The 24,098-nt window shown below is 40.2% G+C and carries 25 protein-coding genes, 2 tRNA genes and 3 pseudogenes; 9 read left to right on the forward strand and 21 right to left on the reverse strand.

Annotated elements, in window-relative coordinates:
• Positions 1-24: 24 nt before the first annotated feature.
• From tatB to HHO47_RS07305, 6 genes are all read right to left on the reverse strand, one after another.
• Positions 25-357 (reverse strand): Sec-independent protein translocase protein TatB, encoded by a 333-nt coding sequence (gene tatB, locus HHO47_RS07280; RefSeq protein WP_169019702.1) that lies wholly within the window; start codon positions 355-357, stop codon positions 25-27.
• Between the two features lie 5 nt (positions 358-362).
• A complete protein-coding gene (gene tatA, locus HHO47_RS07285; RefSeq protein ID WP_169019703.1) occupies positions 363-602 on the reverse strand; it encodes a twin-arginine translocase TatA/TatE family subunit in 240 nt (79 codons plus the stop codon).
• Between the two features lie 67 nt (positions 603-669).
• Positions 670-2,274, reverse strand: a complete 1,605-nt coding sequence (ubiB, locus tag HHO47_RS07290; RefSeq protein WP_169019704.1) for a ubiquinone biosynthesis regulatory protein kinase UbiB — start codon at positions 2,272-2,274, stop codon at positions 670-672.
• A 17-nt stretch (positions 2,275-2,291) separates the two neighbouring features.
• Positions 2,292-2,897, reverse strand: a complete 606-nt coding sequence (locus HHO47_RS07295) for a ubiquinone biosynthesis accessory factor UbiJ (protein ID WP_169019705.1) — start codon at positions 2,895-2,897, stop codon at positions 2,292-2,294.
• Positions 2,898-2,938: 41 nt separating this feature from the next.
• Positions 2,939-3,694: a bifunctional demethylmenaquinone methyltransferase/2-methoxy-6-polyprenyl-1,4-benzoquinol methylase UbiE gene (ubiE, locus tag HHO47_RS07300; RefSeq protein WP_169019706.1), complete on the reverse strand. Its 756-nt coding sequence runs from the start codon at positions 3,692-3,694 to the stop codon at positions 2,939-2,941.
• Between the two features lie 115 nt (positions 3,695-3,809).
• Positions 3,810-4,796, reverse strand: a complete 987-nt coding sequence (locus HHO47_RS07305) for a GGDEF domain-containing protein (RefSeq protein ID WP_169019763.1) — start codon at positions 4,794-4,796, stop codon at positions 3,810-3,812.
• A 360-nt stretch (positions 4,797-5,156) separates the two neighbouring features.
• Here HHO47_RS07305 and HHO47_RS07310 point away from each other — a divergent pair, with 360 nt between their 5' ends.
• Together HHO47_RS07310 and HHO47_RS07315 are read left to right on the forward strand one after the other, a co-directional pair.
• On the forward strand, positions 5,157-6,935 hold the full coding sequence (locus HHO47_RS07310) for a DUF885 domain-containing protein (RefSeq protein ID WP_169019707.1): 1,779 nt from the start codon (positions 5,157-5,159) through the stop codon (positions 6,933-6,935).
• Between the two features lie 192 nt (positions 6,936-7,127).
• Complete coding sequence (locus HHO47_RS07315) at positions 7,128-8,609, forward strand: FMN-binding glutamate synthase family protein (protein WP_169019708.1); 1,482 nt, start codon at positions 7,128-7,130, stop codon at positions 8,607-8,609.
• 51 nt (positions 8,610-8,660) lie between these two features.
• Here HHO47_RS07315 and mtnK read toward each other — a convergent pair whose 3' ends face one another.
• Positions 8,661-9,878 (reverse strand): S-methyl-5-thioribose kinase, encoded by a 1,218-nt coding sequence (mtnK, locus tag HHO47_RS07320; RefSeq protein WP_169019709.1) that lies wholly within the window; start codon positions 9,876-9,878, stop codon positions 8,661-8,663.
• Positions 9,879-10,010: 132 nt separating this feature from the next.
• On the opposite strand from mtnK, the gene mtnA reads away from it, so the two are divergent.
• Positions 10,011-11,036, forward strand: coding sequence for an S-methyl-5-thioribose-1-phosphate isomerase (gene mtnA / locus HHO47_RS07325; protein WP_169019710.1), 1,026 nt, complete (start codon positions 10,011-10,013; stop codon positions 11,034-11,036).
• A 3-nt stretch (positions 11,037-11,039) separates the two neighbouring features.
• Here the strand turns inward: mtnA and HHO47_RS07330 are convergent, their stop codons facing one another.
• The 5 genes from HHO47_RS07330 to HHO47_RS07350 form a co-directional block, all read right to left on the reverse strand.
• Positions 11,040-12,104 (reverse strand): RelA/SpoT domain-containing protein, encoded by a 1,065-nt coding sequence (locus tag HHO47_RS07330; protein ID WP_169019711.1) that lies wholly within the window; start codon positions 12,102-12,104, stop codon positions 11,040-11,042.
• Between the two features lie 81 nt (positions 12,105-12,185).
• On the reverse strand, positions 12,186-12,308 hold the full coding sequence (locus tag HHO47_RS19555; protein ID WP_282435243.1) for a hypothetical protein: 123 nt from the start codon (positions 12,306-12,308) through the stop codon (positions 12,186-12,188).
• An 89-nt stretch (positions 12,309-12,397) separates the two neighbouring features.
• On the reverse strand, positions 12,398-12,940 hold the full coding sequence (locus HHO47_RS07340) for a 1,2-dihydroxy-3-keto-5-methylthiopentene dioxygenase (protein ID WP_169019712.1): 543 nt from the start codon (positions 12,938-12,940) through the stop codon (positions 12,398-12,400).
• Complete coding sequence (gene mtnC, locus HHO47_RS07345; protein WP_169019713.1) at positions 12,937-13,623, reverse strand: acireductone synthase; 687 nt, start codon at positions 13,621-13,623, stop codon at positions 12,937-12,939. Before mtnC ends, HHO47_RS07340 begins: the two co-directional genes overlap by 4 nt.
• On the reverse strand, positions 13,620-14,237 hold the full coding sequence (locus HHO47_RS07350; protein WP_169019714.1) for a methylthioribulose 1-phosphate dehydratase: 618 nt from the start codon (positions 14,235-14,237) through the stop codon (positions 13,620-13,622). The genes mtnC and HHO47_RS07350 overlap by 4 nt, the downstream gene beginning before the upstream one ends.
• A 90-nt stretch (positions 14,238-14,327) precedes the next feature.
• Between HHO47_RS07350 and HHO47_RS07355 the strand changes: the two genes are divergently transcribed.
• Together HHO47_RS07355 and HHO47_RS07360 are read left to right on the forward strand one after the other, a co-directional pair.
• On the forward strand, positions 14,328-15,470 hold the full coding sequence (locus tag HHO47_RS07355; RefSeq protein ID WP_169019715.1) for a methionine aminotransferase: 1,143 nt from the start codon (positions 14,328-14,330) through the stop codon (positions 15,468-15,470).
• Complete coding sequence (locus tag HHO47_RS07360; protein ID WP_169019716.1) at positions 15,458-16,234, forward strand: amidohydrolase; 777 nt, start codon at positions 15,458-15,460, stop codon at positions 16,232-16,234. Before HHO47_RS07355 ends, HHO47_RS07360 begins: the two co-directional genes overlap by 13 nt.
• 41 nt (positions 16,235-16,275) lie before the next feature.
• On the opposite strand, the pseudogene HHO47_RS19750 reads toward HHO47_RS07360, so the two are convergent.
• Both HHO47_RS19750 and HHO47_RS07370 read right to left on the reverse strand, forming a co-directional pair.
• Positions 16,276-16,388, reverse strand: a pseudogene (locus tag HHO47_RS19750) (sugar O-acetyltransferase); the annotation flags it as partial.
• A gap of 67 nt (positions 16,389-16,455) precedes the next feature.
• Positions 16,456-17,553: an NADH:flavin oxidoreductase gene (locus HHO47_RS07370; protein WP_211183641.1), complete on the reverse strand. Its 1,098-nt coding sequence runs from the start codon at positions 17,551-17,553 to the stop codon at positions 16,456-16,458.
• Positions 17,554-17,652: 99 nt separating this feature from the next.
• On the opposite strand from HHO47_RS07370, the gene HHO47_RS07375 reads away from it, so the two are divergent.
• Positions 17,653-18,546, forward strand: coding sequence for a LysR family transcriptional regulator (locus HHO47_RS07375; protein ID WP_169019718.1), 894 nt, complete (start codon positions 17,653-17,655; stop codon positions 18,544-18,546).
• A 166-nt stretch (positions 18,547-18,712) separates the two neighbouring features.
• On the opposite strand, the gene HHO47_RS07380 is transcribed toward HHO47_RS07375, so the two are convergent.
• The 3 genes from HHO47_RS07380 to HHO47_RS07390 form a co-directional block, all read right to left on the reverse strand.
• Positions 18,713-18,805 (reverse strand) — tRNA-Ser (locus HHO47_RS07380).
• A gap of 51 nt (positions 18,806-18,856) precedes the next feature.
• A tRNA-Ser gene (locus HHO47_RS07385) sits at positions 18,857-18,947 on the reverse strand.
• Between the two features lie 211 nt (positions 18,948-19,158).
• On the reverse strand, positions 19,159-19,299 hold the full coding sequence (locus HHO47_RS07390) for a hypothetical protein (RefSeq protein ID WP_169019719.1): 141 nt from the start codon (positions 19,297-19,299) through the stop codon (positions 19,159-19,161).
• Between the two features lie 322 nt (positions 19,300-19,621).
• On the opposite strand from HHO47_RS07390, the gene HHO47_RS07395 reads away from it, so the two are divergent.
• Entirely contained in the window at positions 19,622-20,476 is an 855-nt protein-coding gene (locus HHO47_RS07395; RefSeq protein WP_211183642.1) for a diacylglycerol/lipid kinase family protein, read from the forward strand.
• A gap of 77 nt (positions 20,477-20,553) precedes the next feature.
• Here the strand turns inward: HHO47_RS07395 and HHO47_RS07400 are convergent.
• A pseudogene (locus HHO47_RS07400) lies at positions 20,554-20,835 on the reverse strand (EamA family transporter); the annotation flags it as partial.
• A 151-nt stretch (positions 20,836-20,986) separates the two neighbouring features.
• Between HHO47_RS07400 and HHO47_RS07405 the strand changes: the two are divergent.
• Positions 20,987-21,265: a hypothetical protein gene (locus tag HHO47_RS07405; protein ID WP_248290945.1), complete on the forward strand. Its 279-nt coding sequence runs from the start codon at positions 20,987-20,989 to the stop codon at positions 21,263-21,265.
• Between the two features lie 83 nt (positions 21,266-21,348).
• Here the strand turns inward: HHO47_RS07405 and HHO47_RS07410 are convergent, their stop codons facing one another.
• Positions 21,349-22,146: a YggN family protein gene (locus HHO47_RS07410; protein ID WP_169019720.1), complete on the reverse strand. Its 798-nt coding sequence runs from the start codon at positions 22,144-22,146 to the stop codon at positions 21,349-21,351.
• A gap of 407 nt (positions 22,147-22,553) precedes the next feature.
• On the opposite strand from HHO47_RS07410, the gene HHO47_RS07415 reads away from it, so the two are divergent.
• The gene (locus HHO47_RS07415) at positions 22,554-22,742 is read left to right on the forward strand and encodes a PA3496 family putative envelope integrity protein (RefSeq protein ID WP_145240019.1); all 189 of its coding nucleotides are present in this window, start codon (positions 22,554-22,556) and stop codon (positions 22,740-22,742) included.
• Positions 22,743-22,791: 49 nt separating this feature from the next.
• Here HHO47_RS07415 and HHO47_RS07420 read toward each other — a convergent pair.
• Both HHO47_RS07420 and HHO47_RS07425 read right to left on the reverse strand, forming a co-directional pair.
• Positions 22,792-23,072, reverse strand: a pseudogene (locus HHO47_RS07420) (hypothetical protein).
• Between the two features lie 67 nt (positions 23,073-23,139).
• Complete coding sequence (locus HHO47_RS07425) at positions 23,140-24,006, reverse strand: LysR family transcriptional regulator (protein ID WP_169019721.1); 867 nt, start codon at positions 24,004-24,006, stop codon at positions 23,140-23,142.
• Positions 24,007-24,098 lie beyond the last annotated feature (92 nt).

Below are 24,098 nucleotides of genomic sequence, written 5' to 3' on the forward strand. Positions count from 1 at the left end.
AGACCATAGCCAACAAAAATAATTTCATTTTTGTTCATCAACATTCACTTTATCTGTTTGCTCAGGAGGTTTTTTTTGATAACTGTGGGTGACCGAGTCCGCTGCCTTTTGCAATTCGCTGACGGAGTCTTTTATAGCAGGGCTCAAGTCTCGCATGCCTTGTTGTTCAGCTTTTTTTAAATTTTGGTGTAACTCATGCACTCTTAATTCTTCGTTGACCTCAGCTTTAACCGAATTAGCCAACGATTTTATAGTTTTTACCCAACGGCTAACAGTACGAATAGCAACTGGCAAACGCTCAGGGCCAAGCACCAGTAAGCCCACGATTAACACCACAACAAGTTCCCACATACCCATGCTAATTAAGCCTTATGGTCTTCTTTGCTTTTATCAACAGATTCTTTATTTTGTATTGGGTTGTTTACTTGTTCTATAGGTTCTGCTGGTTTATTTTGCTCATCTTCAGAAACCGCTTTTTTAAACCCTTTTACAGCATTGCCTAAATCACCGCCAATGCCACGCAACTTCTTAGTGCCGAAAAGTAATACAATGATTGCTAATACAATTAATAATTGCCAAATACTAATACCGCCAAAACCCATGATTTACTCCAAATTTCATTGTCTGTATACGCTGATTATACTCAGCAGAATGTAAATAGCACTTAGTTTATGCGTTTCGCCACGCTAAAATAAAGCCAATTAATGAACCGCTAGCTGCAATACTGCTCGCTATCAAGTCATTTTGCAAATAACACAAGCCCGATACGATCATTGCTGCACCAGCAAAAACACTCATGATAAGTGGCTTATGTGACACCGATACCACAGGTGGGGGTGACGTTTTGTGCTGTTGTTTTAAATTGTGATAAATCAAATCAGGTAACTCGGGCATTTTTTCTGCCCAAAATGGCAAGTTTGCGTATATCTGTTTAAATACCGACCAAGGGCCAACCTGTTGCTTTACCCAGTCTTCTAAAAATGGTTTAGCTGTTTTCCATAAATCTAATTGTGGATATAGCTGACGTCCAAGGCCTTCAACATATAGCAAGGTTTTTTGTAGTAGAACTAATTGCGGTTGAACCTGCATATTAAAGCGACGAGCTGTATTAAATAGATTAACTAACACGTGACCAAATGAAATCTCTGCTAATGGCTTATTAAAAATCGGCTCGCACACTGTGCGAATGGCAAACTCAAACTCTTCAACGCTGGTATCCTTTGGGACCCAACCTGAGTCAACATGCAGCTGAGCGACTTGACGATAATCGCGATTAAAAAAGGCAATAAAATTTTCAGCAAGGTAACGTTTATCTTCTTTGTTTAAGGTGCCAACAATCCCGCAGTCGATCCCAATAAATTTGGGGTTTTCAGGCGTGTCGTATGATACAAATACATTACCTGGGTGCATGTCAGCATGAAAAAAGCTATCACGAAACACTTGGGTAAAAAACACTTCCACACCGCGTTCAGCTAGTAATTTCATATTGGTGTTTTGTGCAACTAGTGCCTCAGTATCAGACACTGGAATGCCGTAAATACGCTCCATTACGAGTACATTTACACGGCTGTAGTCACTGTAAACATAAGGGATATAAAGCGAATCTGAACCTTCAAAGTTACGCTTTAATTGAATGGCGTTTGCACCTTCACGCATCAGATCAAGTTCATCAAGTAAGGTTTTTTTATACTCTTTGACTACTTCAACAGGGCGTAATCTTTTCGCTTCATTAATTAACTTGGCCACTACTTTGGCAAATTGTTCCATTAACGCTAAGTCAGCATCAATTTGTGCTCTGATATCAGGGCGAATGACTTTGATAACCACTTTTTGTGGTTGATTATGTTCATCTACTAAAGTGGCGGTATGTACTTGGGCAATGGATGCTGAAGCTAAAGGGGTTTGTTCAAAGTCACTAAAGTATTCACTGATATCCTCGATTTCGAGTGCATTTTCAATTAGCTGTTGTGCTAAAACACCATCAAATGGCTGTACTTGATCTTGTAATAAGGCCAGCTCTAAAGCGATGTCTAGTGGTAATAAATCGCGGCGAGTAGATAACATCTGGCCAAACTTTATCCATACTGGCCCCAATTGCTGTAATGCTAGACGCAGTCTTAACCCTGGTGACTTTTCTGGATGTTTATTGGTTAGCCAAAAGAGACATGCACGGGCAACTTTGCCATACCAAGGGATTTTTTGTGATGGGATTAGTTCATCCAAACCATAGCTAAGGAGGGTTTGTGTGATGTTATAAAGCCGAGCAGCTGACACAGATAATCCTTACTGATTCATTTTGCTTGAAGTAGTTGGTTGATACGTAACTCAAGTTGCGCAACATGTGCTTTGAGTTGACGCGTGTGTTGCTTAAATTGCTCAAGTTCTAAAGGGTGAATAGTCACTTTGAGCTCGTCTTGGCATAAAGTAGTTAGTGTTGTAGAGAGCTTCTTGTTGACTTTTTGACTTTGCTGTTGAGTTTGTTTAACTAACTGCCATAGTTGCTGTGCCGCTGCGTCACCAAGGTAATCAGATAAGTGCTCAGGCCAATCGATATTAAGTGCAGCGAAAGCATTGCTAAACCCTTGTGCAATATTTAGATCACCTTGCAAATCGAGTTTATCTTGACGGATTAATTGAGTCAGCATTGCTGGGTTTTTAAGCGCCATTAATGTTTGAATATCAGCACTGATCATGCAATCAAATTGCTGCTCAGTGGTGTTATAAAGGTGTAGTTGTTGGCCAGTAAATACCACTAAAAATTGCTGTTGCCAATCGCGTATATCAATTAATAAGCGTTTTTGGGCAATTGACGACAGTCTGTCGCTAAGGGTGGGGTCGAGCTCAAGTGCCGTATTTAAAATACACTCAATTATAGCGACTATGAAATTATTTAACATACCAATACCTTAGCAATAAACTTTACTAGCTGGTGTGAGGCTTAATATTTAAAGCCTCGATGTAATGCTACAATACCACCGGTGAGATTTTGATAGGTGGTTTGCTCAAATCCAGCTTCGTTCATCATTGCTTTTAGTGTTTCTTGATCTGGGTGCATACGAATTGATTCAGCTAAATATTTGTATGATTCACCATCATTTGCAACGAGCTCACCCATTTTCGGTAATAGGTTAAATGAGTAAAAGTCATAGGCTTTACTTAACACTTGATGCTCTGGTTTGGAGAACTCCAATACCAGTAGACGACCACCAGGCTTTAAGATGCGGTACATCGAACGCAGTGCTTTATTTTGATCGGTAACATTACGTAAACCAAAGGCAATGGTAATTAAATCAAAACTATTATCAGGGAAAGGCAGTGCTTCAGCGTTCATTTGTACGTAGTCAATATTACCAACAAGACCTAGGTTATGTAGCTTTTCGCGCCCCACTTTAAGCATTGATGAATTAATATCACCTAATACAACTTGCCCAGTATCACCAACCAGTTGGCTAAACTTGGCCGTTAAGTCGCCAGTACCCCCGGCTAAATCCAGCACATGATGGCCTTTACGCACACCGGAACTGGCAATGGTTTGACGTTTCCATAAACGATGAATACCAAACGACATGAGATCATTCATTACGTCATATTTAGTAGCAACGGAATGAAAAACATCGGCAACCATTGAAGCTTTTTCGGTTTTGGCAACGGTTTTATAACCAAAATGCGTGGTCTTTTCAGGATTCTCGTTCATGATTAATCTCTATCGTGGTAATAAAGACTAGTGTACTTGATTGTTACGCCATGGTGCAATTTGAATATGGGGAAAATTGCTTGTGGATCAAGCTTTATTATTTATTCGTGGTGGTTCACTGTCCAGCAATAAAGCTGCTCTGGCCGAGTGCTCTTGCTTTATATGCGGCATTGGATGCTTTGCGGGCAAGGTTATTAAAATCTTTTTCATCTAGGTGTTTGGCAATCCCTAATGACAAGTTAATTGCAGGTAGCTTAATACCATTTTTAGAACTGACGAAACGCAGTTTCTCGACTCCGTTACGGACTTTTTCAGCAATTACATTCGCAGTTTCAGGATCGATATCAGCGAGTAACACAGTGAAAGCATCTTTGCTGGTTCGCCCTGGAAGGCCGCTTTCAAATACATACTTTTGAATTTGCTTAGCGACTTTACTTAAGATAACTTCACCAATCACATCACCATAGTTATCAATAAAATGATCTAAATTATTGATTTGGATTGCAATGGCGCACACCGATTTATTTTGGTCTAACCATAATTGGGTTTGCTGATTCAAATAGTGACGTTTAAATAAACCTGTTTGTTGGTCAGTAATATGTTGTTTGCGTAATTGTACAAGTTGCTGTTGAGTCTTTTCATGTAATCGCTTTGCTTTGAGCAGCTCTTGTTTAAATTGTTTATGTTGAGTGAGTAGATGGGCTGTTTGTTTATTTAATGTTGTAAGTGCTTGGCGACTTTGAGAAACATTATTTTCATCTAAAGAATGGACACAATCATTAACTTGGCTGGCAAAACGGATAATATCTTTTTCGGTTGAGTGCGCACTTCGTGATAATGAATTAATAATACCGTCCATATTGCGAACCATACTGGTTTCGGTTTTGTGAGCTTGATCCATATAATCGAAATACAGTTGCTCTATATAAACACAGTCAATTTCTTGGCCTTGAGCAATTGCGCGCTCAATGGTGGTGTTTAAATCAGAATTTATTTGGCTGATATAGGTATAGATAACGTGATAATTAAGAGGGCTCGGTGGTAATGCATGATGCTCTAAAAAGATACATACCTTGGTCATTTTTTCTTGAGCAACAGCCATGGGATCATGGAACATCATTGTATACACCAATTAAATATACGTAACAGCGAAATTAAAGAACTCTCTCCATGAGATGTGTACGCAATCCTAGCGTTTGACAATGCCTTACATTAATCTGTATCGGGAAGATTTAAAAGGAAAAATATGTAATTTGGGATCGAAAATTCTATTTTTCTCGTTCAACCGCTGGTTTTCTCGACAATCTCGCTCAGTCATTTAGAGGCTGATTAACTACTAAACAATAACCGTCGTTAATTTAACCTTGCATTTATTGCCCTTGGTCGCATTTTTTTGGTTATTTTAGTTAGCTAGGTTAGGTTAAATTAAATATCACGTTTTATGTAGCAGACTCTTTATATTATGAAAAAATCAGCATCATTAGTTGTGCGACATTCACTGCTAAGTATCGCCTTGGCATGTACATTAACAGCTTGCCAAATGACCACGGCAAATAGCGATCAACAATTTACACAATTGGCGCAATCTATTGTTGATTATCGAGAAAGTATCAGCCCGTACAGTCATCCCCAAGGTGTTGATGGCTATTTACTCACGAATTTATCAGCTAAATTTCTGGAACAGAAATATCAACATAACACTGAATTATTAGCGCAGTTAGATGCAATTGATCAAGATAAGCTCAGTGATGAAAACCGTATTAATTTCACTATAATTCGCGGCCAAGTACAAAATAGTGTTGATGAGTATGTATTTAATAGCCATTACATGCCATTGACTTCAGAATATGGTTTCCACTCTAGTTTATCGTTTATGGTGTCGCGTTCAGATTATAAGAAACCAGCTGACTACCAGCTTTATCTTCAACGTTTGCAGCAAGTTCCACGATTTTTTCAGCAAAATATTGGCTGGATGCGCAAAGGTTTAGAGGTTGGCTTAACGCAACCTAAGGCGGTGCTCGTTGGTTATCAAGATTCTATCAGTGCCTATATTGTTGATGATGTCACTAAATCTGAATTTTATAAGCCATTTTTAAATAATACTGCAGGTTTGAGTGACAGTGAGTTTTTTGCATTACAACAACAAGCTAAAAAAATCATTAAAGAACAGGTGATTACTGCTTATCAAAATTATTTAACGTTTTTTAATGAAGAGTATCAGCCAGGTGCGCGTACTGAAATTGGTATCTCTGCTACACCAAATGGTGCTGCGTTTTATGCTAATCGTGCCAAGTATTACACCACCACAAATATGACACCAAAAGAAATCCATGAACTGGGATTAAAAGAAGTGGCACGTATTCGTGCTGAAATGGATAAGATTATTGAGCAAGTTGGTTTTAAAGGCACATTTGCTGAATTTGTGCACTTTTTACGTACTGATCCGCAATTTTACGCTAAAACACCGGAAGAGTTATTAAAAGAAGCATCGTACATAGCTAAAAAAATGGATGCGCAATTACCTAAGTTATTTCACACTTTGCCACGCATGCCTTATGGTGTTGCACCGGTGCCAGCAAGCATAGCGCCTAAATACACTACGGGTCGTTACTCAGGTTCGAGTCGTGATGATCAAGCGGGTTATTACTGGGTAAACACTTACGCATTGGATAAACGCCCTTTATATGTTTTAGAAGCACTTACTTTTCATGAAGCGGTGCCGGGGCATCACTTACAGATCTCTCTTAATGCTGAGTTAGAAAATCTGCCAAGTTACCGCCAAAATGCTTATTTATCTGCATTTGGTGAAGGCTGGGGATTATATTCTGAATACTTAGGTATTGAAGCGGGCTTTTATCAAGATCCATATAGTAACTTTGGTCGTTTAACTTATGAAATGTGGCGTGCAGCCCGTTTAGTGGTTGATACTGGCATGCACATGTACGGCTGGAGTCGCGATCGTGCGATGAAATTTATGAGCGAAAATACAGCATTGTCTTTACACAATGTGAAAACCGAAACTGATCGTTATATTTCATGGCCAGCACAAGCACTATCATACAAAATTGGTGAACTGACTATTAAGCGCTTACGTAAAGAAACTGAACAAGCGCTAGGCCAAGATTTTGATGTGCGTGAGTTCCATCACCAAATACTTCGTCATGGCTCTGTACCAATGTCAGTATTAGAAGATCAAATCCATCAGTACATTGAAACTGAGTTGGCAAAACAAAAAAGCTAGCTTCTATTGACATGGATCGCTACATTCAATGTAGTGATCCATTAAAATCCTTTGCTTGAAATTTAATCTGCTATATGCTTTCTACTGCAATCAGATTTTTACTAATATATTTCGCTACTTAGCTTAAACTTTTAGTTTAAGTATAAGTATAAGTATTAGTGAAATGACAAAATAACCAGCAAGGGGCGCTGTATGAGTAATTTTATAGTTTTTAGCATCGATGTGTTTGCCAGCTTATTTATAGTGGTATTTGGGTGTTTAGTTTTAGTTGTTATTTATTTTTATATCAGTGATGTAACTCAATCAAAACAAGCGATTAGACGTAATTATCCGGTAATAGGCCGGTTTCGATACTTTTTTGAGCGCCAAGGTGAGTTTTTCCGTCAATACTTTTTTGCTATGGATCGCGAAGAAATGCCATTTAATCGCGCCGATCGTAGTTGGGTTTATAAAGCAGCTAAAAATGTTGATCGTACCACCGCGTTTGGCTCCACTCAGAGCCTAGAAGTTACCGGTACTGTGATGTTTATGAACTGTGCGTTTCCTACCTTAGACGAAGAAGCCCTTGAACCTAGTGCTGTTACTCTAGGGCCGCATTGTCCCAACCCTTATATTACTAAATCGCTATTCAATATTTCAGGTATGAGTTTTGGTGCTTTATCAAAACCTGCAGTGCGTGCGCTATCAAAAGGTGCCAAGTTGGCTGGTTGCTGGATGAACACTGGTGAAGGGGGGTTAAGCCCATATCACTTAGAAGGTGGTGCTGATATCGTATTTCAAATTGGCACGGCTAAATATGGTGTGCGTGATGAACAGGGCAAATTAAGTCATGACAAGCTCAAGCAAATAGCAGCTCATGAGCAAGTGAAAATGTTTGAAATTAAAATGAGCCAAGGGGCGAAGCCAGGTAAAGGCGGTATGTTGCCAGGCAAAAAAGTGACTGCTGAAATTGCGGCTATTCGTGGTATCCCAGAAGGTCATGATTCAATAAGCCCAAATGGTCACCCTGAGGTTAAAAAACCTGCCGATTTACTTGATATGATTGCCTCGGTACGTGAAACCACCGGCAAGCCTACTGGCTTTAAAGCGGTGATTGGCGCTTATGCATGGCTGGAAACCTTATTTGCTGAGATCAATCATCGGGGTATTGAGTCTGCACCTGATTTTATTACTATTGATAGTGCAGATGGTGGCACAGGAGCTGCACCGCAACCGCTAATGGATTCCGTAGGGTTGCCGTTAAAAGAAAGCTTACCATTAGTCGTCAATATGCTTGAAAAACATGGCTTGAGAGAGCGTATTAAAGTTATTGCTTCAGGCAAATTGATTGTGCCGTCAAAGGTTGCTTGGGCATTGGCGTTGGGTGCTGACTTTGTAGTATCGGCACGTGGTCATATGTTTGCTTTGGGTTGTATTCAAGCACTGCAATGTAACAAAGACACTTGCCCAACGGGTATTACCACTCACAACGAGCGGCTGCAACGTGGCTTAGATGTCGCCGATAAAGCGCAGCGCGTAGCAAACTACAATAAGTATATTCATTACGGTGCAGGTTTAATTGCTCACTCATGCGGGGTATTTAGTGCTCGAGAACTTGGCTGTCAGCATGTGCGCGTTGTACAAGAAAACGGTCTGTCAGAGCCACTTGATAAAATGTATGAAAATTATCAGTAATTAGATAGTAAGGAAGGCGCTTTAAACGCCTTTTCTATTGAATGTTTAAGCTCAATTCAGTTGGCTTATCAATAAAGCAAAAAACGCTTCCTTGTTATTGCAAGTATGGGCGTTGAGTACTAATTGCTCACCCAGCGCTAAAGTGTGGTGTTGTACGTTTAAACGCGCCTGTGCATCTTCAATGCCATCAATGTCCGCAACATGCGCCAAGCCAATGGTGCGGCGTATCAGTTCTGTGCCACAATAACCAATCGCATCTTGCAGTACTTGTTGCATAAAATACTCACCATAACCGGCGGCTTTTAAATTGTTATCTGTGGTTTGCTCTGCAATTAATGTTAGCCACTGCTGCTCAAATAAAGTGTAGCTCTCTTGTAAGCAAGTTAATAAGTGGCTGTGGTAATTGCGGCGGCTAACAAACTCACTAATACGAGCATTTTGCGCACAGTAGTTTAATAATAAATTGCCGATAAATGAGCCTATATCAAAACCAACTGGGCCAAAAAAACCAAATTCAGGGTCGATCATCTTGGTAGTGTTTTGATCCACAAAAATACTGCCACTGTGCATATCGCCATGCAGCAATGTTTGTGGGCAGGATAAAAATTTCGCTTTAAGTTTTGCAATCGCTAAATGCAGTGCAGCATTATTTTGCAATTTACTAACTGTGCTTTGTAGTTCGCTTGGGTAGTTATTACGCTCATGTTCACGCAAGATATCGTTGAAAAATAAGTCTTCAGTAATTTGGCACAACTCTGGATTAGTAAACTGACTTACTTTGGCTTTTTTATCTTGCGCGGTTAGGTAAAAGTCTGAATTATAAAAACCTGTGTAACTCAAGTAGTGGGCAACATGTTGGGCTAAGAGCGGGAATTGCTCTGCATTTATTTGTGCGCTACGCAAAATTTGTAAGTGGCCGAGATCTTCTAAAATAGTCAGTGCTTGCTCAGGATTATGATGCAATACTTTTGCTGTGTAGTCAGGACTTAATGCGCCGTGATTGAGTAAAACCTCAGCTTCAATGCGTGCTCGGTCAAGCGTTAATGGCCATGATTCCCCCACACAGCGCGCATAAGGTAAGGCTTGCTTTAAAATAACGCTATTACTTTGCTCGTCGCTTATTCTAAAAACGAGATTTAAATTGCCATCTCCAAACTCATACGCCGATAACGTTTGCTCAGGATCAAACAAATCATACCCATCTTTAGTTACAAGATTTTTAATATAATCAATCGCATGCTGTGCATTAAAAGCAACGTATTTGGCCATTGGCGTACTCTCAGAAAATGATAAACGATAGCATTCTATAACTATAACCGTTTAGAAGTCTACACTTCCGGGTTGTGCGTTTTAAAAACTACTGTAAAATAACCTCAGCCTAACGATTATTCAGGATCAATCATGCAAGACCTCATCGCGAGTAGTTTAAAATATCAAAACAATACACTCAGCGTGTTAGACCAATACTTACTGCCGCATCAGCAGGTATGGCACGAATGTGATGATGTAGCCAGTATGAGGGGTTTAATTCTAAGCTTAAAAATACGCGGCGCACCGCTGATTGGTTTAGGAGCAAGTTTGTTGGTTGCCCATTTGGCAGAGCAAGGCACGGCTAAAGTAGCATTAGCACAGGCAATTGATGATCTTGAAGCTACTCGACCAACCGCAGTTAACTTAATGCACTGCATGGCAAAGTTGCGTATTGCGTTACAGCAAGATGATTATGTAACGGCAATTGTAACTGCTGCCATAACCTTGTTTAATGAAGATATCGCCTTGTGTGAAAGCATGGCAAATCATGGCGCAGTACTGGTTAACAGTGGTGATAATATTCTTACGCATTGTAATACTGGTGCGTTAGCGACTGCGGGTATTGGTACAGCTTTGGGGGTTATTTATAAAGCGCAGCAACGTCATGGCGATATTCATGTATGGGTTGATGAAACGCGGCCATTATTGCAAGGCGGGCGTTTAACCGCGTTTGAACTTGAGCGCTGGCAAGTACCTTACACCTTAATTTGCGATAATATGGCAGCGAGTTTAATGGCTGCTGGCAAGATTGATAAAATTTTTGTTGGCGCTGATCGTATCGCTGCAAATGGTGACTTTGCTAATAAAGTAGGCACTTATAATCTAGCGGTACTGGCGCATTTCCATCACATCCCATTTTATGTAGTCGCGCCGCTAACAACCCTCGATGTAAACACAGCATGCGGTGCAGACATGGAAATAGAGCAACGTAACAGCGCAGAGGTGCGCGGTGTAAGCGGAAGCTTTGGTGAAGCGCTTTGGGCACCTACAAATGCTAATGTATATAATCCCGCATTTGATGTAACCCCCGCTAAGCTTATTACCGGCTGGGTACTCGATACAGGCGTTTATGACCAACAACAAGTGTTAGCTGGTAAACTGAAAGACTTAAATTAACAGTTAACCCAGTAATATACGACTAAATTCTGAAAGAAACTCAGAAGTGTCATTAAGGTAGTTGGGATAGGCTTTTTCGATAGATTTTAAGTCATTTCCCGCTACTAATAATACGTTGTTGTGAGTTTGTCGCTCTTGCTCTGCATAGTGCGTTAATGCTTCTTGTTTCTTACTGGCTGCGTACAAAAAGACCCGACCCATTTGAGTTTCGGTATTGTGAACAAGTAAAGCAAAACCTGTATCTTTTGATTTATTTTTAATCTCGTCAACTTGAAACGCACGGTTAAACGCATCGAGTTTATGAAATGCTGCGAGCTTTTTATTTAAAGCAGCTAATTCATCAATAAAGCTTTGTGATTGTTCAGGACTTAATTGATTTGAGCCATCTTTAACGGCAAGAAATTCACCCATGATAAAAAATAATCGCTGCCAATCTGTATCGGCGGCTTGTGGGTTGGTTTTCAGTGTTTCTTTTTCAATAATATCGACAATTTCGACTGTAGTTGCCCATAAATGCTGGAGTCGAGTACGTAATTGAACTTCTATTTGAAAGCCTCTGTAATCGTGAGACTCTAAATTGTTATAGCTTTTATAGACACGATGAATGCCCCTATAGCCAGTGACTTTAGGGTGTTCAATATAATCATATGACTTTACGCTATGGACTGTTCGACTTGAATCTAAACTCGTATTGAGCTTATACAGGCTGTCTAAATTGTCTAAAATAACTCTGCAACCACCTATGTCGTGCATGCGTTTAAGGTTGATTGCATTTTCACTTTTGCCGTCTAATGACTCACGTTGTAGTTTATCAATAATTGTCGGCAAGCGTTTTAAGCGACGTACAATAGTAGCAGAATCAAGCAGGTTGAGTTTTTTTACGTGTTTCCATACTAAGTTTTTGATGATGGTCAGCGGGTATAAATGAGCCGCGCGATAGTTCTGAATGACTTCGGTAGCAAATTCAAAATCGCCTTCTTGTTTACGAAAAATACGGCCAGCTTTTTCAACTTGCTTACGAGAATACGCAAGTTGTTGTTTGGACTTTTGATATTGTTCGTTGACCATTCCACGTTCACTTAATTGAGTAAAACTAACACTGAAAATATACTACAGAGTTAAGTTGTTTAAGTCATCTTTGATATGAGGTTAGCTCTTAGCCACATACACCCATGCATTAATGCCGCTGCTAAATGACTCTGCTATACGGATGTAGCCATCAACTTCGCCCACCACGTAGCCTTTTAGTGTATCGGCTTGACCGTCAAGCAACGACCCAAGGTGTCGAGCTGTACCTGCTCTAATTGCAGTGTGCCGTATGAAAATAGCTTTTCCATTTAAATTCCATTATTAACAGATATCTAGTCCAATAACGGAAATTGCTTAGCAATCTCAGACTCGGTGCTTTGTGCCACCCAGCCTTCGGTATTATTGAACAAACGGATCGCAGTAAACTCAGGGTCGCTGCCCATATCAAACCAATGGGGAGTAAGCTCTGGTACTGAAATTAAATCACCCTGCTGGCAAAGTACTTGGTATATCTTGTCGTTAATATGCAGGTAAAATAATCCTTGGCCTTTTACAAAAAAACGTACCTCGTCTTCGCTATGGGTGTGCTCAAATAAAAACTTAGCACGTAATTCTGCAGCGTTCGGGTTGCCTTTTGCCAACGAAATAACATCTACAGTTTGATAACCACCTTGTTGTTTTAAGCGCTCAATATCAGCGTTATAGGCGGAAATAATAGCTTCATGACTAGTATCAGCAGTAATCGTTTTTGTTGCTTGCCACTGCTCAAATCGTACATTTACTTTATTCAGCTCAGCAGCAATTTGTGCTGTATCTTGAGTATTTAATAAAGCATTATTGCCGTTACAATCGGCAAAAATAGTTAGTTGGCTCATACTAAATGCTCCGCAGTAAATTGGCTGAAATCGCTAATATAGTTATGTGCAGGCGAGCTTGCTTGACCATCGCGAATTAAGTGCAAGGTTTTTAAACCTGCGGCTTTAGCGGCATCAAGCTCGGCTGCCACATCACTTAAAAATAACACTTCATTAGCGGCAAAAGGTAGTTGCTCAATAATATTGTGATATGAACGTTGCTCTTGTTTAGCGCCGACTTGAGTATCAAAATAATCAGTAAATAAGGAGCGAATATCACCAAAGTCAGAGTAGTTGAAAATTAAATGCTGTGCTTTTACTGACCCTGATGAATACACATACAGTTGCTGGCCAGCTTGTTGCTGCGCAACTAAAAAGTGGTAGGCATCTGGGTATAAATGGCCGGTAAAATCGCCATTTTCATAGCCAGTTTGCCAAATCAAACCTTGTAACTGTTTTAATGGAGTGATTTTTTTATCGTCACGGATCCATTCAAGTAAAGTGTTAATTACGACATCAATACTGGCATCTGGCTGTTCAATAATCGCTTTTACGGCATAAATTTGTTCAGCTACAGCGTTTTGCTCTTGGTGAGTTTTTACAAATTCGGGGAGCTGCTTTGCGGCATATGGAAACAGCACGTCTTTAACAAACGAAATACGGGTAATAGTACCTTCAATATCGGTCAGCAGTGCTTTGATCATGATTCTAATCCTACTAATTTTAAGCGTTCTATCTCACATGCAAATAAAAACTCAAGGCCTTCTAATTGACGGCGTACTTCACTAATAGTGCGACCCACTACATACAAACCGTGGCCGCGAATAAGCACGCCGTGCTCAATAGGCATGTGTAAGTGGTGATCGCTCACTAATAAACTCAAGCGATCAATATCTTGGTCGTTATCAAAGATTGGAATACTCAAGGTGTCTAAATGTGAAGTAATGCCGGTTAGTGACTTTTGCATTTCGTAGCCGTCTAAGTCTAGGCTGTGACCTTTAATAACCCGAGATAATACCGTCGCAGCAACTGAATGAGTGTGCAATACATAATTAGCAGCAGGAATAAGTTTATACATGCACAAATGCAATTCGGTTTCAGCTGAGGGTTTGGCGGCGCTAGCGCTACGATTACCGACATGATCCAGTTCAATAAAGGTATGCGACCCTAATTGACCTTTGTCAAAACCGCTGGCAGTAACCACAAAACCGCTGTTAGTTCGCGCTGAAAAATTACCACCCGTAGCTGGCACCCAACCACGTTGACTGATCCACTTCCCTGCTTCTATAAGTTCTGAAATAGCGGTATTGTTATGCATACATTCCTCATACTTTTTTAGACGGCTATACATCTGTTAACAGCAATGATAGCATCGCTTTGGGCGCAAAACCATCATTAAGGGTAACCAGTGTTTGAAAGTAAATTGCCAAATTTAGGCACCAGTATTTTTAGTCAAATGACTGCTTTAGCAAATCAATTCGAAGCGATTAATTTATCGCAGGGTTTTCCTGAGTTTGATGCGCCTGAGCTACTTAAAAAACAGCTTAATCATTATGTGCTTGAAGGAGTTAATCAATATTCACCTTCATCTGGTGTACCGCGCCTGCAGCAACAAATTGGCCAGTTAGCAAAACGAAAATATGCAGCTGAAATAGATGCCGCGCAGCAAGTAACGGTAACCTCTGGCGCGACCGAGGCCTTGTTTGTTGCCATTCAGGCGCTGGTGCGCGAAGGTGATGAAGTCATTGTGTTTGACCCCGCTTATGATTCATACCAGCCAGCGATTGAATTGGCCGGTGGTAAGTCAGTCAATATTGCTCTGCATGCTCCGAGTTATGCAATTGACTGGCAAACGGTGGCTGCGGCTATCAATAGCAAAACGCGGGCTATTATAATCAACACCCCACATAACCCAAGTGGTAAAGCGTTAAAACAGCACGATATTAATGCTCTAAAAGCCTTAGTAATTAAGCATGACTTATACCTGATAAGTGATGAAGTATACGAGCATATTACTTTTGATCAGCAACCACATTTAAGTGTGCTGCGTGATGATGCGTTATTTGCAAAAAGCTTTGTTATTTCAAGTTTCGGTAAAACATTTCACAGTACGGGTTGGAAAATGGGATATTGCATCGCACCCGCTGCACTTGCGGTCGAGTTTCGTAAAATTCACCAATATGTGACTTTTTCAAGCTTTACGCCGGCACAACATGCATTAGCCGATATGTTAGAACAGCAAGGTGAGCATGTGGATGAGCTCAGTGAGTTTTATCAACAAAAGCGTGATGTACTTAGTAAAGCACTAAAAGATAGCCGCTTTACCATTTTACCAAGTGAAGGCACCTACTTTTTACTGCTTGATTACAGCGATGTATCGGATTTAAATGACGTAGAATTTTGCCAGTGGTTAGTAGAACAAGCAGGCGTTGCAGCCATTCCACTAAGCGTGTTTTATCAGCAACCAAGCAACGATAAAGTTATTCGCTTATGCTTTGCCAAAAATGACGCCACGCTATTACAAGCCGCGGAGATTTTATGTCAACTTTAACCATAGCACTGATACAAACATCGCTTAATTGGTTAGATAAAGACGCTAACTTGGTACACTTTGGCAATAAAATAGCTGATATAGATAAATCAGTAGAGCTTATTTTATTGCCAGAAACCTTTGCTACCGGCTTTGCTATTAACCTTGATTGCGCAGAGCCCGAAAACGGGCAAGTACTTGCTTGGTTAATCGCGACGGCAAAACTAACCAGTGCCGTGATAGCAGGCTCGGTGCTCGTGCAACAAGGTGATAGAAAAGCCAATCGCTTTTATTGGGTTTGGCCTAATGGCGAGGTGAAGTTTTACGACAAGCGGCACTTATTTTGTTTAGGTAAAGAAGGTGAGTTTGTAACCGCAGGGCAGCAACGTGAAGTGTTCACCCTTAATGGCTTTAGAATTCTACCACAAGTGTGTTACGACTTACGTTTTCCGGTCTTTCAGCGCAATCGCAATGACTACGATGTGATGGTTAATGTCGCCAATTGGCCTGCTGCAAGGCGCAAAGTATGGGATACCCTATTAATGGCGCGGGCGATGGAAAACCAGTGTTATGTGATTGGCGTTAATCGTATTGGTGATGATGGCAATGGCGTCGCGCATAATGGCGGCACTGCAGTGTATGACTTTAAAGGTGATACGTTAGCAGCCGCTACTGATAACGAAGCTGATGTTGTTATTATCACTTTAGACAAACAGTCGCTTGAGCTCTTTAAGCAAAGCTTTCCCGCGCATTTAGATGCCGATGAGTTTAGTTTGCAGGATTAACCCACACTTACAACTCAGAGAGGCTATTTAGCCTTATCACTTTACACGGCTACCGAGCTGGCAGGAATATCTTTTGTCACAACGCTGGCGCACCAACCACATAGCTATTACCAATATTCACCCCAGATAATACCGAAACGTTACCACCAAGCCAGCCTCAAGGGCGAGGTGATCTAGGGATTAATCATTTTTTATAAACTGTCCGCTTTATAGTGGGGTTATTAATTGCTCTGCTTTAAGAATTGCTCAGCACATTCTAGATTTGCAATCGGTGCCAACATTGCAAAATCGAATTCATTTAGAGGTTTTCTCTCTTGTAGCTTTTTGGGCATATCTTGGTTTGCAAGAGCGGTTTTTCCTATAGCAACCAGATCTGCGATGCCAGCATTGAGAATCTCATTCGCTAGTTCTTGACTATTGATTGAGCCATTAGCGATGACAGTTAAGTCAGTATATTTTTTAGCGAGTTGAGCCATAGGTAAGCTGTCATTATTAAATGCGCTTTGATTTGCTACAGGTTCGGTTGTATGGATGTAATCAGCTCCGGCATCTTCAGCAGCTGTAAATGCGATCTCTGCTAATTCTTCGGCTTCAGCCCAAAAGTGTTCAGTGTCATTCACTTTTTTTTGTGAAAACCTAATGCCAACAATAAAATCATTACCGGTCGCTAACCGAATAGCTGCAATAATCTCTTTTATCAGTCTTGTTCTATTTTCGAGGCTGCCACCATATTGGTCTGTCCTTGTATTGGTGTAGTCAGTAAGGAACTGATCAAGCAAATATCCGTTAGCTCCATGAACTTCAACACCGTCAAAGCCAGCTTCTTTCGCGTTAATAGCTGATTGCACAAAGCCATTTATCACGGTATCAATTTGCGTAATTGAAAGGGCTTTTGGCACTGAAAATTCGCCTTGGCCGTAGTAAAATGGCATTTTTCTGCCCTTTGGTTTTACACTTGAAGGACCCGCTGCTTCACTCTTATACTGATTGAACTGACTAAGTGCACCTGCATGCATTAATTGCGCTATTGCCACAGCATCATTGTCGTGCATACATCGTACTGCTGGCTTCCAGCTTTCAACTTGCTCCGGTGTAGCAATACCGGGTTGATGTAGGTATCCTTGGCTATATTCTTTATCTGTGTATAGCCCCTCAGTAATAATTAACCCGAACCCACCATTTGCATAAGCGGAATAATACTGGCAAACTTTTTCGCCAATTGTACCGTTTTTATCTGCACTCACTCGAGTCATTGGCGCGACAGCAAATCGATTCTTCAAACTTGTATTTAGGGTTGTATATGTTTTGAAAGCACTCACCTTATTCTCCTTTAGCGTTATTGATGAATAGATCTTACATTGAGTGATAGCTTCCATATATAATCCATTTATAAATTAACAATTTACAAATTTGTAGCAATGACAATTAACCAGCTAGAAAGTCTTAAAGTTTTTGCAACCGTTGTGGAGCTTGGAAACTTCAAAAAAGCAGCCGATAAGCTAAATATGTCTCCTGCTAAGGTATCTATATGTGTCAAAAAGCTTGAGGACTATCTCGGGGTATCTTTAATTAAGAGGAGTACGCGAAAGTTACAAGTAACGTCTGAAGGTTATTTCTGCGCTATCGCGAGTAAAGCTCTGGGTGAGCAATGGGAAGAATTAGAGTGTGGCATTAAGGAACTAAATAAAGTGCCAAAAGGGGAACTTAAAGTAGGGGCACCTGTTTCTTGGGGAATTCACACACTATCTAATGTTGTTTCCTCTTTCTCTGAGCGGTATCCAGAGATAAAGCTAAATATTACTCTTGATGATAAATATTCGTGCCTTTTAGAAGAGAACTATGACTTTGTTTTACGCTTGGCTGGTAAGTTGGATGATAGTAGTAATATATGTACAAAGTTAAAATCTTACAAACGGGTTTTATGCGCTTCGCCGGATTATTTAAATAAGTTTGGTATACCAGAAGATCTTAATGCTCTACGAGAGCATCGTTGTTTGATGTTTGATCAAAACGGAAGTGGCAAAAATTGGAGATTCTATTTTGATGGCAAAGTCAGAGATATAAATATTAAGCCATTCCATCAGTTGAATAATAGTGCTTTATTGCGTCAACTATTATTAAGCGGCAGCGGTATTGCTTTGATCCCTAGCTTTTTAATTGATGAGGACTTAGATAAAGGTCTGGTGATACCCATTTTAACAGAATATGAAGCTGAGCCATTAGACCTGTATTTGTTACGGCCATATTCTGTCTCTTTAAGTGAACGGCATAGGTTGTTTGTAAATCATATAGTAAGTTCATTAAGAAATTGATGTGTTGTGAGTCAATGTGCCAATCAATTTTGGGGTGCGCTTGCAGCGGCCCAAAATGTTCCTGACATTTTATCGAACCCAGATCGAGGGTTCTCACCCGCCTTCTACCATTTTTAACAACAAAAAAAGCCCCACAATAAATTGCGGGGCTTTTTTCGTTATTAAATGGCGGAGAAGGAGGGATTCGAACCCTCGATAGAGCTACAAACCCTATACTCCCTTAGCAGGGGAGCGCCTTCGGCCACTCGGCCACCTCTCCGGCGCATAAATTGTCATTTTGATAATCGAGTGAACCACCAAAACGTAATAATGGTGGAGAGATAGGGATTTGAACCCTAGAGGGGCTATAAACCCCTGCCGGTTTTCAAGACCGGTGCATTCGACCACTCTGCCATCTCTCCGTTGGGAGGGAATAATACGCAGGTGATTGGGGTGTGTAAATAGGAAAAAGATCGTTTGCTGTTTTTTTGTTCTAAAAAAGAGCTTTTTTTATAAAAAAGGAATTTTTAGGGAGTTTAAAGAAGGGGTTGCAGCAAACGAGGGAGCTAAATAAGTAGTTTCATTTAGTGGTTGGGTGTTTGCTGCACCGCTAAAGTAATCATGGTTGGGTGATTACTTGTATTGAACTGCGCCGCCAAGAGCTAGCTTTTTGCCGAAACGGTTAAGTCTGGCAAGCATTTTTGCTTTGCGGTTGGTCGGTTTTACTGCAACATGGGTAGCTGCATTTTCGTTTAATGTATTTACTGGGTTCATTACTTTGCTCCGGGTTATGTCTGTTTTGACAACACGGCTATTCTGAGCTTTTTTTGCACAAAAATAAAACGATAAAAATTAGGGTGTTCGGATAGAAATAACTAATCCTAATTATTTTATTAAGGTATGATTCAGATAATATGTACTGAATGTTATGCATGGTTATGAAATTTAAAGTCGCCTAAATCACTTGTTTAAAAGCGATATTACATTACCCATGATATTTTAATGCATTAGATAATAAATAAAGTGACTAATTATTCAGATTAATTTATTTTTTGAAAATGTCTATTTTCCTACTTTTGAATAGGCTGGTATCCAGATGCTAATAATTATTAAACCAAGTACGCAAAAAAAACATAAAAAAAATTGCACTTGGTTATTAGAGCAGTGTCAAAAACGTCAAATTAGTTACACTGTTTTTTACACCACAGGACATTTTACCAATGATTGCCAAAAAATAACGGTTTTGGCTCAGTCGCAAAAGCGCGTTGTTGTGCTCGGTGGTGATGGCACCCTGCATTTGGTTGTAAACGCATTGATGGGATTGAGTTGCTCGTTGGCGTTATTGCCTCAGGGGACGGGTAATGATTTTGCACGCGGCTTTGGCTGTAAAAACTCAGCTTGGCGTAATGCTATTTTTAGTGATCATCAAGTAAAAATCGATATTGGGCAAATAAATAGCCGTTACTTTATTAATATTGCGGGGGTTGGCTTTGATGCGCATGTAGTACAGGCATTGCAAACTAAGCCTGTATTATCCGCTTTAAGTTATAGTTTAGCTGGCTTTAAGTGTTTATTCGTTTATCAGCCTTCTCGCTTGGCTGGGAGTTTTGCAGGGCAGCAATGCGAATATGGTAATTTGATTACTGTATTTGCAAATCATCATTATTTTGGTGGGGGGTTGATGATAGCGCCAAAAGCACAATTGAATAGTGGCTATTTAGAGTGCTATCGCATGCCTGCGCGTGGTTTGTTAGGTAACCTCTACAGTTTTGTGCGCTTATTGCTACGTAAGCACCATGGTATGAAAGGGCTAAACTACCAGCGCTTAGCCATTGCTTATATAAATACGCCTGATTTACCAATCGAAGCAGATGGTGAGCTGGTAGGCGTTACCCCAGCGGTGGTGACTATTCATCCGCTCGCGTTGCGTTTTTGTATGCCGCAATGTTAAATGACGAGTAATATGTTAGTAATAAAAAAGCGCCTAACAAGTAGGCGCTTTTGGCGTTAGTTGCGTATATACGCATTCTAACTGGGGATAGAGCGTTTATTAGCAAATGATGCTTTATTAGACTCAATAAACGCTTTAATTCTTTTTGTTGGAGTCAGTACAATAGTATTACCAAGTAGTACAAAGTAACATGCAAATGCAATAACCGTCCCAAACACCGATAAATAAACTAATGAATACCAGTAGCTTGCTGGAGCCGACAGGCTAAAATCGGCACCGCTGATGATTACATATACAAATAAACCAAGCGCGCTGTATAACATGCCCCATGCATTGCCCTGCATGACGGCAATACGTTGTTGGTGTTAACTTGCTCCTCGTTTTAAACGTGCATTTAGTTGTTCAACATCGTTAATCAATCAATGGACGCTCTATGAGTTTGTTGCCAGTGGCGAATATGAGCGTAATTTAAAGTTGCTGCGACAAAAACTTCGCAGTAATAAAGAGCGTATGATCTGGTGTTTACAACAGGCTTTTCCGAGTACTGCTAGGATCAGCGATCCGCAAGGTGGATGTGTGATCTGGATTGATTTAGGTGCGGCTTACGATAGTGTCAAACTTTTTCAACTGGCATTACTCAGTGGCATTAGTATTACTCCGGGCTATATTTTTTCAGCCACTAATAAATACCGCAGTTGTATTCGACTAAGTTATGGTTTGCCATGGGATGAAAAAATTGAGCAAGCTATAAAAACGCTGGGTGGGCTTGTGCATTTAGCTAAAAAATAAAAAAGCAGCACCTTTTAAAAAAGAGTGCTGCTAAAGGGATATCAAACTTTTATTGGCTAGTTAATAGTTCGTTTAGATTCTGCTTAGTTATTTTTTTTATAACTAAACAATTGGTAATCTTTTAACTCTGGCACTAGCTTAACCAGTTGTTGCTCTTGCTCTGCAATGGTTGAAAAATTACCGCACAGTGCATCGGCGCGTTTTTCAAGTTGGTTAGCTTGTTGCTCAACTTTGGCTTTAATTTCAGCCCCCATGTTTTCCATGCGCTGTTCAAAGGCTTGCATGTCACCACCTGAGCCCATTAACTCTGAACCTACAGCCATTAAAATACTGCCCATCGATTGCATCATCGCAGCTTGTACGGCGCTCTCTACTTGCTCATCAAATTGGTTTTCAAAGTTTTCGCCAAACTGGTTAAAACTTTGCTGGCCCATTACGAATGTACCTTGCTGATAAAAGGTATTTTCAACTTCCACTTTTATATCAGCCATGAGTTCATTAATGCTATCTAGTCCTTCAATGTTGAATGCATTAGCCACTTCTTCAATGGCAACGCCAGCAATCTGTACACCTTCAAGAGCAATATCCGCAACTTCTGGCAATTGGCTGCGTAAACTATTCGAATAAGCCGTGATGGCTTGGCGCTGTTGGCTGTTAAGTGCCACAGTTTGGCCATTTATTTTTAGCTCTCCTTGCTCGACAAAGCTCATCGTATTGTTGTCTGCGGTGAAGATTTCTAGCTCATTTGGCTTGATGCGTACGTCATTTTTAAATTCAACGTCGCAAGAATCGCCACTGAAAGAAATATTAGTCTCATTATCAGTGTGTGCCATTGTCCCTGTGGCAATAAATAAAGAACCGATTAATAGTAATTTTTTCATTTTTATATCCTGCTAATTTGTTGATTTTAACGAGTACGTATTTTTTGTATTTAATACTTATCAAGTTTGATGCCAAAAGTTTTTAGTTTTTAAAAACAATGCATTAATATATTTTTGGTGATTTTTAGCAGAGTTGAAAAATAATAAAAAAGCTATCTTTTAGTCATTTTGACTAATTCATTCTAGTGCATAAAAGATACTTATCGTTTCGATAAAAAACTCTCACTTTCCAGAACTCAAATTTAGCGCTATTTATTCACAATATCGACATAACACTATTTTAGAATCGCGTTGTGGCTTTATTTTGGTGCATTTTCGAGCTATGAAATTGTGCTGAACACTTTTAATTTCACCAATGACAGTGATAAAAATCCTTAATTGGTCTCAAACACTTTATGGAGTGGGTTGTGGGTAAGACATTTAGTTACGATGCGCTAGATGACGATTTTGTTGAAGACGAGTACGAAATGGTCGGGCGTAATCAACACGACAAAAATAAGCAAAAGGTTAAAAAAAAGTTGGAAGACTACCTTGAGCAAAAACGCTTGCGTAAAAACTTGGGCGATGATGACTTAGATGAGTATTTAAACGACTAAGAGATAATTTAAATAAAGAGGCAATTTGCCTCTTTATTGCTTTTAGAGTTTAGATATTACTGCTTTTAAGGGCTTTGATAATAGCACCTTCGATTTGCTGCGGCTTGGTAAATGGTGCAAAGCGTTTAATGGCTTCACCGTCACGGCCAACTAAAAACTTGGTGAAATTCCACTTTATTTTTCATGTAATTGCTGCAAGCCTTCATATTGTGGCGTGAAACCACATTTACTTGCTGTATTGACAATTAATACGACTTTGCCTGTGAAGTCTGAAAAATCAATGGGGTGCCCCTGAAGGTTTTTGGCAGAAAGTTGGTGAAAGTCGTTCATGTTAATCACTTATTATTGTTGTTTGTTAAATTCTATCTTGAGTTGGCGTAGGCTTAAAGCTTAAACTTTAGTCATTAAATTGCGCAAGCAAATGCTCGATCAGTAATCGTACTCTATAAGGCATTAAGTCTTTACGTGGATAGACCAGCCATGAAGCGTTGTCGGTTACTTGGAATTCATCAAGTAAGGTAACTAATTGCCCTTGTTGAACATACTCATCAACAATATCGGTGGCTAGATGGGCAATCCCCAAACCTGCTAATGTTGCGCTAAGCAGTGCGCGCGGATGATTGCTGCGCCAATTGCCCGCAACTTTTACTTCTTTTATTTCATTATTAAAATTAAAACGCCAACGTTTGCCCATCGCGATTAAACAATTATGCTCTGCTAATTGATGTGGCGTAGTTGGGGTTGAGTGATGTGCTAAATACTCTGGGCTGGCAACGAGCGTCATAATGCGAGGGCTAAGTGGTCGTGCAATTAAGTTGGAGTCTTGCATACGACCAAAGCGGATTGCTAAATCAAAGCCTTCTTCGACTAAATCGACATTGCGATTGTTAAAGTCCATATCTACTTCAACCTCAGGGTAGCGTTTTACAAACTCTACAATCTTAGGGGCAACATGACAGGCAACAAACTCGCCAGCGCCAGAGATTCGAATTAAGCCTTTGGGTTTGCGCTGTTCGCCTTGTAGTTGGTTATTGGCGTCGATTAACTCTTGCTTGATTGCTTTGAGTTTTACGGCGTATTCGCGGCCAGTATCGGTGAGGCTTATTCTTCGCGTGGTACGTTGAAATAATACTGAACCTAAGCGGTTTTCAAGCTGTTGCACTTGGCGACTAATATGGGATGTGGATACTTCCATGGCTTTTGCCGCTTGGGTAAAACTGCCATGTTCAACCACATGTAAAAATTCATCAAGGCCTTGCCACATTTTTAGTTCTCAAAAAGTTAAGTAATACTAGTTTATAGCATCTATTGTTGCAGCTGTGCAAAAGTGATTCTCCGATCTTACTCTTTTAATAA

The organism is Pseudoalteromonas arctica (assembly GCF_012927645.1).
Classification (GTDB): Bacteria; Pseudomonadota; Gammaproteobacteria; order Enterobacterales; family Alteromonadaceae; genus Pseudoalteromonas; species Pseudoalteromonas arctica_A.